The 14,208-nt window shown below is 62.3% G+C and carries 12 protein-coding genes and 1 tRNA gene; 7 read left to right on the top strand and 6 right to left on the bottom strand.

The features are described from left to right. Positions 1-62: 62 nt before the first annotated feature. The 6 genes from ACWHXT_RS05620 to hemA are packed head-to-tail and all read right to left on the bottom strand — an operon-like array spanning position 63 to position 7,927. Complete coding sequence (locus ACWHXT_RS05620; RefSeq protein WP_447957559.1) at positions 63-3,356, bottom strand: Mur ligase family protein; 3,294 nt, start codon at positions 3,354-3,356, stop codon at positions 63-65. A 26-nt stretch (positions 3,357-3,382) separates the two neighbouring features. Then, positions 3,383-4,153: a HesA/MoeB/ThiF family protein gene (locus ACWHXT_RS05615; RefSeq protein ID WP_447957558.1), complete on the bottom strand. Its 771-nt coding sequence runs from the start codon at positions 4,151-4,153 to the stop codon at positions 3,383-3,385. A gap of 3 nt (positions 4,154-4,156) precedes the next feature. Then, positions 4,157-4,657, bottom strand: coding sequence for an Lrp/AsnC ligand binding domain-containing protein (locus ACWHXT_RS05610; protein WP_447528238.1), 501 nt, complete (start codon positions 4,655-4,657; stop codon positions 4,157-4,159). 26 nt (positions 4,658-4,683) lie between these two features. Beyond that, entirely contained in the window at positions 4,684-5,532 is an 849-nt protein-coding gene (prmC, locus tag ACWHXT_RS05605) for a peptide chain release factor N(5)-glutamine methyltransferase (protein ID WP_447957557.1), read from the bottom strand. Beyond that, the gene (prfA, locus tag ACWHXT_RS05600; RefSeq protein WP_447957556.1) at positions 5,532-6,620 is read right to left on the bottom strand and encodes a peptide chain release factor 1; all 1,089 of its coding nucleotides are present in this window, start codon (positions 6,618-6,620) and stop codon (positions 5,532-5,534) included. Before prfA ends, prmC begins: the two co-directional genes overlap by 1 nt. Continuing rightward, on the bottom strand, positions 6,617-7,927 hold the full coding sequence (hemA, locus tag ACWHXT_RS05595) for a glutamyl-tRNA reductase (protein ID WP_447957555.1): 1,311 nt from the start codon (positions 7,925-7,927) through the stop codon (positions 6,617-6,619). Before hemA ends, prfA begins: the two co-directional genes overlap by 4 nt. 230 nt (positions 7,928-8,157) lie before the next feature. Between hemA and ACWHXT_RS05590 the strand changes: the two genes are divergently transcribed. From ACWHXT_RS05590 to pth, 7 genes are all read left to right on the top strand, one after another. Next, entirely contained in the window at positions 8,158-9,936 is a 1,779-nt protein-coding gene (locus ACWHXT_RS05590) for a tetratricopeptide repeat protein (protein WP_447957554.1), read from the top strand. 145 nt (positions 9,937-10,081) lie between these two features. Continuing rightward, a complete protein-coding gene (gene lolB, locus ACWHXT_RS05585; protein WP_447928515.1) occupies positions 10,082-10,735 on the top strand; it encodes a lipoprotein insertase outer membrane protein LolB in 654 nt (217 codons plus the stop codon). 5 nt (positions 10,736-10,740) lie between these two features. Next, positions 10,741-11,610, top strand: a complete 870-nt coding sequence (gene ispE / locus ACWHXT_RS05580; RefSeq protein ID WP_447957553.1) for a 4-(cytidine 5'-diphospho)-2-C-methyl-D-erythritol kinase — start codon at positions 10,741-10,743, stop codon at positions 11,608-11,610. A gap of 30 nt (positions 11,611-11,640) precedes the next feature. Beyond that, positions 11,641-11,715: transfer RNA gene (locus tag ACWHXT_RS05575), tRNA-Gln, on the top strand. A 59-nt stretch (positions 11,716-11,774) separates the two neighbouring features. Then, positions 11,775-12,716: a ribose-phosphate pyrophosphokinase gene (locus tag ACWHXT_RS05570; RefSeq protein ID WP_447528231.1), complete on the top strand. Its 942-nt coding sequence runs from the start codon at positions 11,775-11,777 to the stop codon at positions 12,714-12,716. A gap of 103 nt (positions 12,717-12,819) precedes the next feature. After that, positions 12,820-13,461: a 50S ribosomal protein L25/general stress protein Ctc gene (locus tag ACWHXT_RS05565; protein ID WP_447957552.1), complete on the top strand. Its 642-nt coding sequence runs from the start codon at positions 12,820-12,822 to the stop codon at positions 13,459-13,461. A 145-nt stretch (positions 13,462-13,606) separates the two neighbouring features. Next, entirely contained in the window at positions 13,607-14,188 is a 582-nt protein-coding gene (gene pth / locus ACWHXT_RS05560; RefSeq protein WP_447928512.1) for an aminoacyl-tRNA hydrolase, read from the top strand. The last annotated feature ends 20 nt before the right edge of the window (positions 14,189-14,208 follow it).

Here is a 14,208-nt window from a genome sequence, read left to right as displayed (position 1 = left end):
CTCCTCTTTTCCCTTTTGACGTAAAGACCGTGACGTCAGCCCGCGCTCCCTGCGGGCTTTTTTTATGGTACCTGTTCCTCTCCCAGGGTTTGAGCGATATCGCTCAGGCCAAATTTGTTGGACCCCTTGAAAGCGACCCAGTCTCCAGGCTCGAGCGATGCCACCAGCGCGTCGACAAGGGCCTGCCGGGTCGCAAAGCCTTGCACCCGTTCGATGTGTCCTTTCAGGTAAGGTAATAGGGTCTGCATTTGCTCGCCCAGTAGCCATACCGACTCGGCGCCACTGGCTATGATCGGCGCTACCAGCGCCTGGTGCAAAGCGAGGCTATCCGCGCCCAGTTCGAGCATATCCGCAAGCACCAGATGCTTACGCCGGGCCTCGACACTTCTTGCCTGGGAGAGCATGGCGTTCATGGAGAGAGGGTTTGCGTTGTAAGCGTCGTTTAGCAGGCAGAGCTCACCGCCTTGCCACGCAATCTGGCGCTGACTGCCTCGTCCTCGAGGCGGCAGTACTCGCCCAACGAAAGGGAGCGCTTCACGGGGCGATAACCCCAGCGCCAACAGCACACCAAGGGTCGCCAGTATATTCATCGCCCAGTGGCTGCCGCGCCCGGCCATGTCGATACTGACCCGCTCGTCCAAATAGGTAATCTCGAGCTTTTTTAAATCATCGGGATTGACCCAGCGAATCGTTGCCTCGGGGTGGCAGCCAAAGGAAATGATACTCTGTGCATGCTTGCGAGCAGCGGCCTGGACCGCCGGCCACTGCGCCATATCGCGATTGATGATCGCCTGGCCACCAGGGCGCATTGCTTCAAATATACGGCTTTTACGAAGCGCTACCTGCTCGACTGTTCCGTGGTATTCGAGGTGAGCCGGCCCCGCATTGAGAAACACGGCTATATCCGGCCGCGCCAGCGCGGAGTTCTGGCGCATACGCCCAATGGCCATCTCGATGACGTGAAAGCGCGCCTGCCAGGGAACGGAAGCCAGTGTCCAGGCGATGCCATAGGGAAGGTTGGCGCTATGGCGGGTGGCGCCGGTCTCTCCCCAAAGCGAAAGCAGCTGGTGAAGCATGTTGATAGCGGTCGTCTTACCCGCGCTTCCCGTAACGCCAACCACCTTGCCCGCGAGTTTTTGCCGGGCGAAGTTGCCCAGGTCCAAAATGGCCTGGGAGGTATCGCTTACTTCGTAAATGGGAACCCCATGCCGATCGAGTACAGACCTATCAACCGGTGCCTGAACGATCAAAAGTTGGGGCTTGTAGGGCAGTTTATCCAGCCAGGCAACAGGCACACCCCGGGCACCTTGCTCTGCTTTTACCACCACGATATGGCCAGGCGCCATCGTCGTCGCATGAAAACTCAGCCCGGTCGCGCGCCAGTTCGCAGCGTCCGGCTTTTTAATCCAGCGCCCTTGCGTAGCCGCCGCGATGTTTTGAACCGTCCAGTTACCTTCACTGATAAAAGAAGGGCTATCCGCCTGCGGGAAAGGGGCTGGCGGGCGGGTATTCACTTCTTTCTCGGCCGGCCGGCCTTTCTCCAGGGCGGTAAAATCGCCGCTTAAATAGTGCAGCAAATACGCCACGAACCCGGAGAGGTAGTGCTCGACATCGTCGATACGCACGCGAAAGCTGTGGTGGCGTATAAAGAAACTGCCCACGATGCGCTGCGGATTCTTGAAGTACATCGCGTACTCCGGCCAGAAGTGGCCGTTGAGCAGATAGTGGGCGCGTTTTTCGAGGGCCCGATAGAAGTGCCCAAGGTCGATCAGCGCTAAAAGATGATGATGTTCAGGTATTTTTTGCAGGCGCGTAATCATCTTGTGCGCCGCCATCATCAGCTCTAAAAGCGTGGGGAAGGTGGTGATCCGCCCTTCCACGAAGTCCAGATAGCCGGCCACGTTTTGTAGCCCGAAGCGGTAGTAGCGCTCTTCTGGGCGGTAAAGGGTCAGCTCGTTGACGCAGTAGCTAAGCCAGTGGTCGTGGGCTTTCCAATGCTCCTGGTCGATAAAGTACTCGAAGGCGCGCTCGACCACCGCAAGCCAGCGCGCGTCCCGGGTCAAGCCGTACAGGCGCATGAGGCCGAACGCGGCCTCACCGTCGTAGTAGATGATTCTAAAAGCATCTTTCACGCTTAGATCGGCTGCGTTGAGCACGTGGCTAAAGCCGCCATTTTCGAGCTGCAATTGGCGAATCCCCAGCGCCACTTCTTCCATTAGCGCCAGGTAGCGCTCATCGCCGGTAAGCTCGGTGTATTTTGAAAGCGCCAGCAGCGTCACCCCGCTGCCCCCCAGCTTGATCTCGCCGTTCTCCTCCAGCAAATACGTAACGCGCTCGCCCAAATGCTCGAAGCGCTGCAAAAGCTTTGTAGTGAGGTACTCCAGCGCCCGGTCGATGGCGTGCTTGAGCGACTCGCTTTGGGTGACTTCCCAGGCCTCGAGCATGCTGTAAATACTGCTGGCGTGGCGCAGCGTGTTGTACCCGGCGACAAGCCGATCGAAACAGGGATGAAGGCCGTAAATAAAGCGCCCGTTCGGCTCGACCTGGGCGGCGAGAAACTGGCTGGCGTCTTCGATCAGCGCGCCGGTCGTGTCCGGGGTTAGGGGTTCGACCAGGCGCCGGCCGGTAGAACGGCCCTCTTTCCCGCCGGTGTAGCCCAAAAGGCGGCGGGGCGTTTGGTCAGGCTCGACCAGCAGCGCCTCGGTCGTGAAGGTGTACACCGGCTGGCTCGGCTCGAAGGCTACTTCAACCTCGCGGCCAAAGCGCTCGCGGGCATAGCGTAGAAAATTGCCCTGGTTGAGCTCGGCGTGAGGCGCTTTGCTCCCAGTATAGAGCATGGCGTTGGCATTGAGCTCCTGCTCCAGGAAGGCCATCTTCGCGTCAGGGTCCAGCGCGATACCGCGACGAAAATAGTTACGCTTGTGCCGCTTGAGCTCGGCGGCCAGGCTCTCCCAGGTATGAGCAGTCAGCGTCCGGGTCCAGTCCAGGCGCAGCCAGCGCACCGGGGTGTCGAGCGCGTATTGCGGGGCGAGCGCGTTTTCGAGGGCCTGCCAGAGCGTAGCCTGGGTCGGCGCGCAGGCGTTGACCACGGCGGCGCGCCTTGTACCGTCGGTGACAGAGACGAACACATGCAGCGGCGCCTCCGGCGTTTGCTCGGCGCCACCTTCGAGCGCCTCGTTCAGCGCCTTGCGAGCGGCGGCCAGGGCGTCGCTTAGCGGCATGAGCGCTTGCGCAGTCGGCCTGGCCGTTTCCTCGAGCAAGGGCACCTGAAAGGCGGGTTTGACGGTTTGCTGTTTGCGCGCGCGCTGGGCGCGCCTGGCCTGGCTTAAGCTCTTCGAGCCGGCGGATTTCGCCATGGGGGTGCCCTTTTGTTATCGCTGGGTCAAGAACGGGGGATCGTCGTGGCAGAAGAGCATACCGGGCATTCGGGGTCCCGCGGCACCTGAAAGTGGCGCCAGCGCCCGGCGAGCCCATCGAAGGTGGAGAGCCCGCGGTGCACCTGCCCGGCGCCGCTTAATAGCTTCACGGCCTCGAGCGCCTGAAACGTGCCGATAAGCCCGACCAGCGGCGCTACCACGCCGCTTTCAGCACAGCTCAGCGCTTCGTCGCCGCTGTCATCCGGCGGGTAGAGGCAGGCGTAGCAGGGGCTTTGGCCATCGCGCGGGTCGAAAACCGCAAGCTGTCCGGAAAAGCGAATCGCCGCGCCGGACACCAGCGCCACGCCGGCGGCCTGACAGGCGGCATTGATCGCGTAGCGGCTGGAGAAGCGGTCGGTGCAGTCGAGCACTACATCCACGGATGCGGCAAGCGTTTCGAGCTCGGCCTCGTCCAGGTGGCGCTCGAGCGCGGTTACCTCACAGCCAGGGTTCACGGCGAGCATACTCGCCCGGGCCGAGGCGGCCTTGTTCTGGCCAATACTGTCGTGTCGATGGGCGATCTGGCGCTGCAGGTTGGAGAGCTCGACCGCATCGGCGTCGGCCAGGGTGATACGCCCCACCCCCGCCGCCGCCAGGTAGAGCGCCACCGGCGAACCGAGCCCGCCGGCGCCGATGATCAGCGCGTGGGCGCCCAGCAGGCGCTGCTGTCCCTCGATATCGATCTCGTCGAGCATGATCTGGCGGCTATAGCGCAGTAGCGCCTGGTCATCCATCATGGGCTAGGGCTCCTCGAACTCGCTGGATTCGGGTACATACAAGCTAAAGCTTTCCTTGACCTCCTCCATGACGACGTAGCTTTTGGACTCTTTCACACCGGGCAAAGTGAGCACCACATCGCCCAGCAGCTGCCGGTACGCCGACATTTCCGGGATCCGGCACTTTAAAATGTAGTCGAACTGCCCGGACACCAGGTGACACTCCTGAATTTGCGGCAGCGTCTCCACCGCGCGGCGGAATTCATCGAACACCGCAGGCGACTGGGTCTCCAGACTGATCTCGACAAAGACGAGCAGGTTCGCCTTGAGCGCCTGAGGGTCCAGCATGGCTTTATAACCGCGAATGACGCCGGAACGTTCAAGGCGTTTGACGCGCTCGAGGCACGGCGTGGTCGAAAGCCCCACCTCGGCGGCCAGGTCGACGTAGGAGATGCGCGCATTATCCTGAAGCACGCGCAGAATGCGCAGGTCGATGCGGTCCAGCGTTCTGTTTTTAGACTTCATGACACATCCATGGCAATAGATCGGTGCTAGCAAAGCTGCCCTAGCGTCACCCGCGCGTGCCCGTGCAAATCGGCGATGCTTTCAACGCTTGCATAGCCTGCCTCGACAAGCGCCTGGCGCACCTCCAGCGCCTGGCGATAGCCGTGCTCCAGCATGAGCCAGCCCTCGGCGTTCAAGTAGCCCCGGGCGGCGCACACCAGATGCATCAGGTCGGCCAGGCCCGCGTTGTTTGCCACCAGCGCCGAGCGCGGCTCGAAACGCACATCGCCCAGGCCCAGGTGCGGGTCGCGCTCATCGATATACGGCGGGTTGCTGGCGATGATATCAAAGCGGGGCACGTCGTTGTGCTTTTCGAGCGCCTCGAACCAGTCGCTTTGCGCAAAGGTGGCGTTCTCAAGCGCCAGCCGTGCGGCGTTGTGCCGGGCAAGCTCGACGGCCTCCGAGCGGATATCGAGCCCGGCCACCTGCCAGCCAGGGCGTTCGCTTGCAAAGGCCAGCGCGATGGCACCGGTGCCGGTCCCCAGGTCCAGAAACTGCCCCTGGCCTGCCCCCGCGCGGGCAAGCGCGGCCTCGACCAGGGTCTCGGTGTCCGGGCGGGGAATCAGCGTGTGCCGCGACGTGGCCAGACTCAAGCCCCAGAATTCACGCTCGCCGGTCAAATACGCCACCGGCTGCCCCTGGGCCCGGGCAGCGATGAGGGCGTCAAAACGGGCGTGCTGCCAAGGGGGGCAGGTTTTATCCCCCCAGGTGTACAGCCAGGTACGGCTTTGCCCGGTCGCGTGGATCATCAACACGTCCGCATCCAGGCGCGGCGAGCTAGAACCCGCCGCCGCCAGGCGCCTGGCCGCCGCGCCCAGCAGCGCATCGAAGGTCATCAGGCGTCCTGTAGGGCGGAAAGCTGCTCGGCCTGGTACTCGTGAATCAGCGGTTCGACGACTTCATCGAGCTGCTCGCCGCTGACGACATCCAGAAGCTTATAAAGCGTCAGGTTGATGCGGTGGTCGGTAATCCGCCCCTGGGGGAAGTTATAGGTGCGGATACGCTCGCTGCGATCCCCCGAGCCGACCAGCGAACGGCGCGCGTCGGCCTGCTCCTGGCGCTGAGAATCCACGGCGTTGCGCTTGAGTTTTGCGGCCAATAGCGACATCGCCTTGGCGCGGTTTTTATGCTGGCTGCGCTCTTCCTGACACTCCACGACCACGCCGGTGGGCAGGTGGGTAATACGAATCGCCGAGTCGGTGGTGTTGACGTGCTGACCACCAGCGCCGCTCGAGCGGTAGGTGTCCACGCGCAAGTCAGAGGGGTTGATATCGACATCGCCGACATCCTCCACTTCGGGCATCACCGCCACCGTACAGGCGGAGGTGTGGATACGCCCCTGGGATTCGGTGGCGGGTACGCGCTGCACGCGGTGGGCGCCGGACTCGAACTTGAGCCGCGCGTAGACGCCGTCGCCCTTCACCCGGGAGATCACTTCTTTATAGCCGCCCTGCTCCCCGTGGCTTGCGCTGACCACTTCCACGCGCCAGCCGCGCTTCTCGGCGTAGCGCGAGTACATACGAAACAGGTCACCGGCGAAAATCGCCGCTTCGTCACCGCCGGTACCGGCACGCACTTCCAGATACACGCCACGGTTATCGTCCGGGTCCTTGGGTACCAAAAGACGCTTGAGCTCGGTATCGAGGTTATCAAGCTGCTCGCGGCCGTCCTGGATTTCCATTTCGGCCAGCTCGCGCATTTCCGGATCACTGTCGTGGCTCAGGGTTTCGGCGTTGGCGATGTTCTCTTCTACTTCGCGGTAGCGCTGCCAAGCAGCGACCAGGTCTTCGAGCTCCGCGTACTCCCGGGAGTAATCGCGAAAGTGCTGCTGGTGGCTGATCACTTCCGGGTCGGATAGCAGCATTGCCAGCTCTTCAAAGCGGTCGGCGAAACTGTCCAGGCGTTGGCGCAACGTCTCTTTCATGCGGGCGTATCATCCTTCTGGCGTTTAGCCGAGGGCGCGGGTGTCTCGAACGCGGGCTTGGGGGGAAGCAGCACGCGCGGCGCCGCACTCAGCACTTCGTGGTGTTGTTGGGAGGCCGCTTCGCGAAGGGCCAGGGTCGGCTGGTGCATGAACCGGTTGGCCAGCTGGTGCGCCAGGCGCTCGACCACTTTGGCCGGGTCTTCGCCTTTGGCCAGGCGCTCCAGCGCCTGATCGCGGCTTTCGTCACGCAGCGCCTCACCGTGGCGGCGGTAGTCGCGAATCAGCTCGCCGCCGCCGCGCAGCCGGCGCTCCTGCTCCCAACTGTCGACGCCGTGTTGGATCAGCGATTCGGCCTGGTCGGCGGCCACCTGGCGGTGGCGGCGGTTCTCTTCGATCACCTCTTCCAGGTCATCGACGGTATATAAAAACACATCGGCCAGCTCGCCGACTTCGGGCTCGATATCCCGGGGAACGGCGATATCCACCATGAATACCGGCCGATGGCGGCGCTTTTTGAGCGCGCGTTCGACCATCCCCTTGCCAAGAATCGGCAGCGGCGAGGCGGTCGAGGAGATCACGATATCGGCTTTTTCGAGCGCGGCGGGGATTTCGGGCAGCGTGATGGCTTCACCGCCAAGCCCAGCGGCCACCCCCAGCGCGCGCTCGCGGGTGCGGTTGGCGACCGTTAAATCACGCACTCCGGCCTCGTTGAGATGGCGAGCCACGAGTTCGATGGTCTCGCCGGCCCCGATCAACAAAGCGCTTGCCTGGCTGAAGTCGTCAAAGATACGGCTGGCCATGCTCACCGCGGCGTAGGCCACCGACACCGGGTTCTTGCCGATACCGGTTTCGGTGCGCACCTGTTTAGCCACGGCAAAGGTATGCTGAAAAAGGCGCTCGAGCTCACCGCCCAGCCCCTTGGCGCTGCGCGCCTGCTGATAGGCGTCCTTGAGCTGGCCAAGTATCTGCGGCTCGCCCAGCACCATCGAGTCGAGCCCAACGGCGACGCGCATCAGGTGGCGAGCGGCATCGTCGTCCAGGTAGTGGTAAGCGCTGCGCGCCAGGTCTTCCACGCGCAGATTATGAAAGCGGCTCAGCCAGTCGAGCACCACCTGCTCGCCGGCGGCGTTGGTAACGCAGTAAAGCTCGGTCCGGTTACACGTCGAGAGCACCGCCGCTTCGCTTACATGTGGCAGGCAGCGAAGCTCGCCCAGCGCGCTTTCAAGCTGCGAGGGGGTAAAGGCCACCTGCTCACGTACCGCCACGCTGGCCGTACGATGATTTATTCCCAAGGCAAGAAGCGTCATGCGTTATGCGTCTTCGCTAGTGGATCGGTCGTGAATAAACGTATGCTCGACTCTTTGACGGACGAGTCATGTGGCATGAAAGCCAAGCCAGCTCGACTTGAAATTGCGCTGACACGAATCGTTTTCAAGGTGTAGCATTCTACCACAAACCACCCGGTTCTGGCGTCACCACTTTGCCGCAGGCCTGCAAGCCGCTATGCTGACCATTCGGCCACTGGATTGAGACACGCATGCCCTTTCGCGCGACATTTAGGGGGTTACCCCGCTGGCCCCTGGCGGCCACGCTGCTGTTAAGCGGCTGCCAGGCGACGCCTTCGAACCTGGACGGTGGATTACCCGCCTACCTAAGCGACCCCATGGCCACCGCACCGCCGATTACCCGCGGGCTGGACGCCGAGGGCCTGCGTACGCTATTGACCGCCGAAATGGCCGGTCAGCGCGGCGACTTCAGCCGCGCAAGCCGCGGCTACCTGGCGGCCTCCGAGCGCTACCCGGTGTCAGCGCTTGCCGAGCGCGCGACCTTCGCTGCCCGCTTTGGCAACGACACCGCCTTGATGGAATCTTCGGCGCTTCGCTGGCGCGAGCTTGCCCCCGAGGCCCAAGGGCCCAATCAGTTTTTGGCCACACTTTCGCTTTCCCGCGGCGACTGGCTGGATAGCCTGGAACAGCGGCTAGCGATCGTCTCGGCAGGGGGCAACGGCGACATCACCTCCTTTGCCCAGCTCGCCGTGGCCGAAGAGGCGCCGCTTGGGCTGTTGATCCGCCCGCTTCGCGATTACCTGGACGATAGCGCCCGGCTCAGCCCCACCGAGGCGGAACTCGAAGCGCAAACGGACGTGCTGCTGGGTACCGCGTTGATCGAAGCGGCGCTTGGCAATACCCACCAGGCCCAAACGCGCCTGGATCAGGTAGCCCAACAGGCCCCGGAATCCGATGCCTTATGGCTTGCCAGGGCGCAGCTTGCACTCGAAACCGGCGATCACACAAGGGCACGCTACGCCGCGCAACAGGGGTTACTGCTCGCCCCGGATGACGTCCGCTTTATCCTGATGCTCGCGCAAGCCAATATTCGTCTTAACGACATCGCCGCCGCCGAAGAGCAGACCGATGCGCTGCTCGAACGCCACGGCGGCGGCCACGAGCTTCGCGTCGCCCTGGCCCAGCTCTATCTGGAAGAGGGCCACGAGGAGCCCGCCTACCGTCTTTTACAGCCACTGATCGGCGAGCAGAACATTCCCGATCTGGCCTACTACCTGCTGGGCGCCATCACGCAATCCCAGGGCGACATCGATAACGCCTTGATCTACTACCGTCAGGTACACGAGGGCAATGAGTTTCTCGCCGCCCGCGCTACCGCCGCCCAGATGCTGATCGATGCGGATCGACTGCTCGATGCCCAGGCGTTTTTGCGCATCGAGCGGATGCGCTTTGACGCCTACTTCAACGACCTGGTGCTGCTGGAAGTTCAGCTACTCGACGCCGAAAACCTGGCCGATGAGGCGGATGCCTTGCTGGACCGTGAAGTCGCACGCACCCCGACGGATACCGGCCTGCGCTATTTGAGGGCGATGCGCGCCTTCGAGCGCGGCGGCCTCGAAGCCATGGAGCGCGATTTGCGCCAGGTCATTCGCGCCGAACCGGAAAACGCCGCCGCGCTCAACGCCTTGGGCTACACGCTGGCCGACGCCGATTTGCCCGAGCGCCTCAATGAGGCCCGCGAGCTGATCGAGCGCGCCTACCAGCTGGAGCCGGATAACCCGGCGATTCTGGACAGTATGGGCTGGGTCTATTTCAAGATGGGCGAGCCAGCCAACGCCCTGGACTGGCTCGAAAGCGCCTACGCCCAGATGCCCGACCAGGAAGTGGCCGCGCACCTGGCCGAGGTACTGCATGCCCTGGGGCGCATTGATGAAGCCCAAACCCTGGTGCGCCGCTTTCAGACCCGCAATGGCGAGCACCCCGCGATTCTTGAACTGCTCGAGCGCCACCCGGAACTCGGCGCGCCCTGAACACTCGGGTTTATGTGCCCCCTTTTATACGGCTTCTATACGGCTTCTTTTGTAAGGCCTTTTTAGACAGGGTCTTTTTAGACAGAGCCTCGTTAACGAATTTTCTTGAACGATTCAAGACGCACCACCGATATGGAGTTTCGCTATGCTGACCACCCGCTCGACTATCTCGCTGGGCCACGCCTGCCCCCGGCCCGCCCGTGCCCTTCTAACCGGCGCGGCGCTTTTGTTACTGGCCGGGTGCGCCACCCAGGCGCCCCTGGATGAAAGCGGCCGCCAGGCGGGCCAGTGGGAGCGCCAGCAGGCCGAGGTGGAAGCCTTCGATAGCTGGACGCTGGTCGGCAAGGCCGGACTGCGCACCCCCCAGGAGAACACCAGCGCCAACCTGGACTGGAACCAGACCCCGTTTTATTTTCGCATGTTGATCAGCGGCCCCTTCGGCGGCGGTCGCAGCGTGCTGGAAGGCCGCGAAGGCCGCTTTTCGCTGACCACCGGCGAAGGCCGTTTCGAAGCCGAAACGCCGGAAGCGCTCATGGAGGAACAGTTGGGTTGGTCGCTGCCGGTTCGCGCCATGCCCGACTGGGTGCGTGGCCTGCCAGGCGATGACTCGAGCTACCAGCTCGAAACCGACGCGCTGGGCTTTCCAAGCCACCTTGAACAGGACGGCTGGGAAATCGACTACCGCGACTGGGAAGAAGTGGACGACATGTGGCTACCGCGCCGGCTGGTCATGAGCGTCGATGAAGTACGCATCACGCTGGTGGTCAACCAGTGGCGCCCCCGGGATGACGAGGAGTAAGCCCCGTGAGTAACGATATCGCCGGTGAACACCTGACGCTTTTAGCCCCGGCGAAGCTCAACCGCATGCTGCACATAACCGGCCGCCGGGAAGATGGCTACCATACCCTGCAAACACTGTTTCAGTTTATCGATGTGTGCGACGAGCTGACGCTTGGCCTGCGCGATGACGGCGCCATCACGCTGGAGGGCGCCGTCGAGGGGGTCAGCTTCGACGACAACCTGATCGTGCGCGCGGCGCGTAAACTCGTCGCGTACCGCCAAAGTCCGAAGCTGGGGGTGGACCTTTCGCTCACCAAGCGCCTCCCCCTGGGCGGCGGGCTCGGTGGCGGAAGCTCTAACGCCGCCACCACACTGGTCGGACTCAACCGGCTCTGGAACCTTGGCCTCACCCCCACCGAGCTTGCCCGAATCGGCCTTTCGCTGGGCGCGGACGTGCCAGTATTCGTTCACGGCCACAGCGCCTGGGCCGAGGGCGTGGGTGAAGAGCTCACGCCCGTCGACCTGGATACCCCCTGGTTCGTGGTCCTTCACCCCGGCGTGAGTGTCTCGACCCCCCTGATCTTTCAAGACCCGGAATTGACACGCGCAAGCCGCCCCATTACTATGGCGCGCGCACTGCAGGGGGGAGCGGCCACGTGGCGTAACGACTGTGAAGCAACGGTCAAAAAACGCTATCCGCCGATCGCTTGCGCGCTAGAGTGGCTTGGTCAGTACGCGCCAAGCCGCGTGACCGGCACCGGCGCTTGTTTGTTTGCAACATTCGAAACAGAGCACGCCGCGAAAGCCGTCGCCGACAAGGCGGGTCAGCGCTATCAGGCATGGGTGGCTCGTGGGCTAAACACCTCTCCTCTACACGATGCGCTGGGCGGCTGAAAGCGCCCGGTCATCACATTAGGTCATCGTTGGGGTATCGCCAAGTGGTAAGGCACCGCTTTTTGGTAGCGGCATTCCCAGGTTCGAATCCTGGTACCCCAGCCAACCTAACCATGATCTATCGTTTTCTCCCCTGATCCCCAACACTGCAAAGGTGGCCGCGCGTGTCAAAATTGATGGTTTTCACCGGGAATGCCAATCCCGAACTCGCTCGTAAAGTGGCTGAAAGCCTCGACAGCCGTATGGGCAACGCCACGGTGGGTCAGTTCAGCGACGGCGAGATTGCCGTCGAGATCAATGAGAACGTGCGGGGCAAGGATGTATTCATTCTTCAGTCAACCTGCGCTCCGACCAATGACAACCTGATGGAACTGATCCTGATGGTTGACGCGCTGCGCCGCGCTTCGGCGACGCGTATTACCGCGGTACTCCCCTACTTTGGCTACGCCCGTCAGGATCGCCGCGTGCGCTCTGCCCGTGTGCCCATCTCGGCCAAGGTAGTGGCCGACATGATGGTCAAGGCCGGGGTCGACCGCGTGATGACGATGGACCTGCACGCCGACCAGATTCAGGGCTTTTTCGATGTGCCGGTGGACAACGTCTACGGCTCGCCGATTCTGCTCGACGATATCGAGCGTCAAAACTACGACGACCTGGTCGTGGTGTCCCCGGACGTGGGCGGCGTAGTGCGCGCCCGGGCCATCGCCAAACAGCTCAACGCCGATCTTGCCATCATCGACAAGCGCCGCCCTCAGGCCAACCAGGCCCAGGTGATGCACATCATTGGTGAAATCGAAGGGCGCACCTGCGTGGTGGTCGACGACATGATCGACACCGCCGGCACCCTGTGTAAAGCCGGTGAAGCGCTCAAGGACCGCGGCGCCGCCCGCGTGGTCGCTTACGCAACACACCCGATTTTGTCTGGCCCTGCCATCGACAACATCACAAACTCTGTACTGGATGAAGTGGTCGTGGCCGACACTATTCCGCTGGCCGAGCATGCTCGTCGTAGCGGAAAAATTCGCCAGTTGAGCGTTGCAGGCCTGATTGCGGAAGCGATCCGCCGGGTCAGCAACGAAGAATCTGTCAGCGCGATGTTCCACTAATAGCGGAACTGCCTGACGATAAAGCCCCCTTCTGGGGCCTTGAAAGCGTCGTCGCCTGGTCGCGGTCGGCGGGGCTTTCTTACTTAAACCATGAGGCACCAACATGTCCGATTTTACTCTGAAAGCCGACATTCGTAACGACCTGGGGAAAGGTGCGAGCCGCCGCCTGCGTCGTGCGAACCAGCAAGTTCCCGCCGTCATCTACGGTGGCGAGAAAGCACCGGCGTCTATCGCTGTTGAAAAAACCGCGTTCTACAAGGCGATCGAAGACGAATCCTTCTTCTCCTCAGTGATCACTCTGGTCATCGACGGTAAAGAAGAGCAGGTTGTCGTGCGTGACCTTCAGCGTCACCCCTACAAGCCGCTTCTGACTCACGCCGACTTCATGCGCGTTGACGCCACTCACGAAATCACCATGAACGTGCCGCTGCACGTGACTGGCGAAGAGAAGTGTGTCGGCATCAAAGACCAGGGCGGCGAACTGCACGTCATGGCCAACGAAGTAGCCATCAGCTGCTTGCCGAAGGATCTGCCGGACTACCTGGAAGTGGACATCTCGAACGTTGAGCTGGGCACTACCCTGCACCTGTCCGACTTGAACCTGCCGGCCGGCGTCACCTCTGTCGACCTGGCCTACGGTGAAGATCACGACAACGCCGTTCTTAGCATCACCGCTATCAAGGACCGTGTCGAAGAGGAAGAAGGCGAAGAAGGTGAAGGCGAAGGCGAAGACAGCGCCGAGTAAGCGTCGACGTCGTCTTAACCATGCAGATTGGGCCATGCCCGCATGGCCCATGAATGCTAAAATCAAGCGCCTCGGCGCTTGATTTTTTTTGTCAGATAACAGGCTTTCGGCCGAGAACATCTTGTTAAGCGATGGAGGTGGGAACATGAGCCAGGTAATGGCGATCATTGGGCTTGGCAACCCCGGGCCCGAGTACGACGCCACGCGTCATAACGCGGGCTTTTGGCTGGTAGACGCCCTCGCTCGCAGCGCCCATACCGAGCTTCGCCCGGAAAAAAAGTTTCTGGGACTCTACGCCAAGGCGCGTATTGGCGACCATGAACTGCACCTTCTAAACCCCACCACCTTCATGAACCGAAGCGGCGCCGCCGTCGCGGCCATGGCCCAGTTTTTCAAGCTCGCCCCGGACAACCTGCTCGTCGCCCACGACGAGCTGGACCTGCCGCCCGGCCAGTCGCGCTACAAAACCGGTGGCGGCCACGGCGGCCACAACGGCCTTCGCGACATCATCAGCGCCCTGGGCAACCAAAAAGACTTTCATCGGCTGCGCATCGGTATTGGCCACCCCGGCGAGGCCCGCCAGGTCACCAATTTCGTGCTTGGCCGCCCCGGCAAGGTAGAGCTCGAAGCCATCGAGCGCTCCCTCGATGAGTGCCAGGCCACCCTGCCCCTTGCGCTCAAAGGCGACTGGGCTAAAGCCATGAACCAACTACATAGCGTAAAATAGCCAGACGCTTCCATTTCAAG

It is taken from the genome of Vreelandella halophytica, assembly GCF_968193635.1.
This window is presented reverse-complemented; position numbering and strand designations above follow the sequence as displayed.

Coding starts and splice junctions, on each gene's coding strand:
- ACWHXT_RS05620 (WP_447957559.1), bottom strand. CDS start 3,356: ATGGCGAAATCCGCCGGCTCGAAGAGCTTAAGCCAGGCCAGGCGCGCC.
- ACWHXT_RS05615 (WP_447957558.1), bottom strand. CDS start 4,153: ATGATGGATGACCAGGCGCTACTGCGCTATAGCCGCCAGATCATGCTC.
- ACWHXT_RS05610 (WP_447528238.1), bottom strand. CDS start 4,657: ATGAAGTCTAAAAACAGAACGCTGGACCGCATCGACCTGCGCATTCTG.
- prmC (WP_447957557.1), bottom strand. CDS start 5,532: ATGACCTTCGATGCGCTGCTGGGCGCGGCGGCCAGGCGCCTGGCGGCG.
- prfA (WP_447957556.1), bottom strand. CDS start 6,620: ATGAAAGAGACGTTGCGCCAACGCCTGGACAGTTTCGCCGACCGCTTT.
- hemA (WP_447957555.1), bottom strand. CDS start 7,927: ATGACGCTTCTTGCCTTGGGAATAAATCATCGTACGGCCAGCGTGGCG.
- ACWHXT_RS05590 (WP_447957554.1), top strand. CDS start 8,158: ATGCCCTTTCGCGCGACATTTAGGGGGTTACCCCGCTGGCCCCTGGCG.
- lolB (WP_447928515.1), top strand. CDS start 10,082: ATGCTGACCACCCGCTCGACTATCTCGCTGGGCCACGCCTGCCCCCGG.
- ACWHXT_RS05565 (WP_447957552.1), top strand. CDS start 12,820: ATGTCCGATTTTACTCTGAAAGCCGACATTCGTAACGACCTGGGGAAA.
- pth (WP_447928512.1), top strand. CDS start 13,607: ATGAGCCAGGTAATGGCGATCATTGGGCTTGGCAACCCCGGGCCCGAG.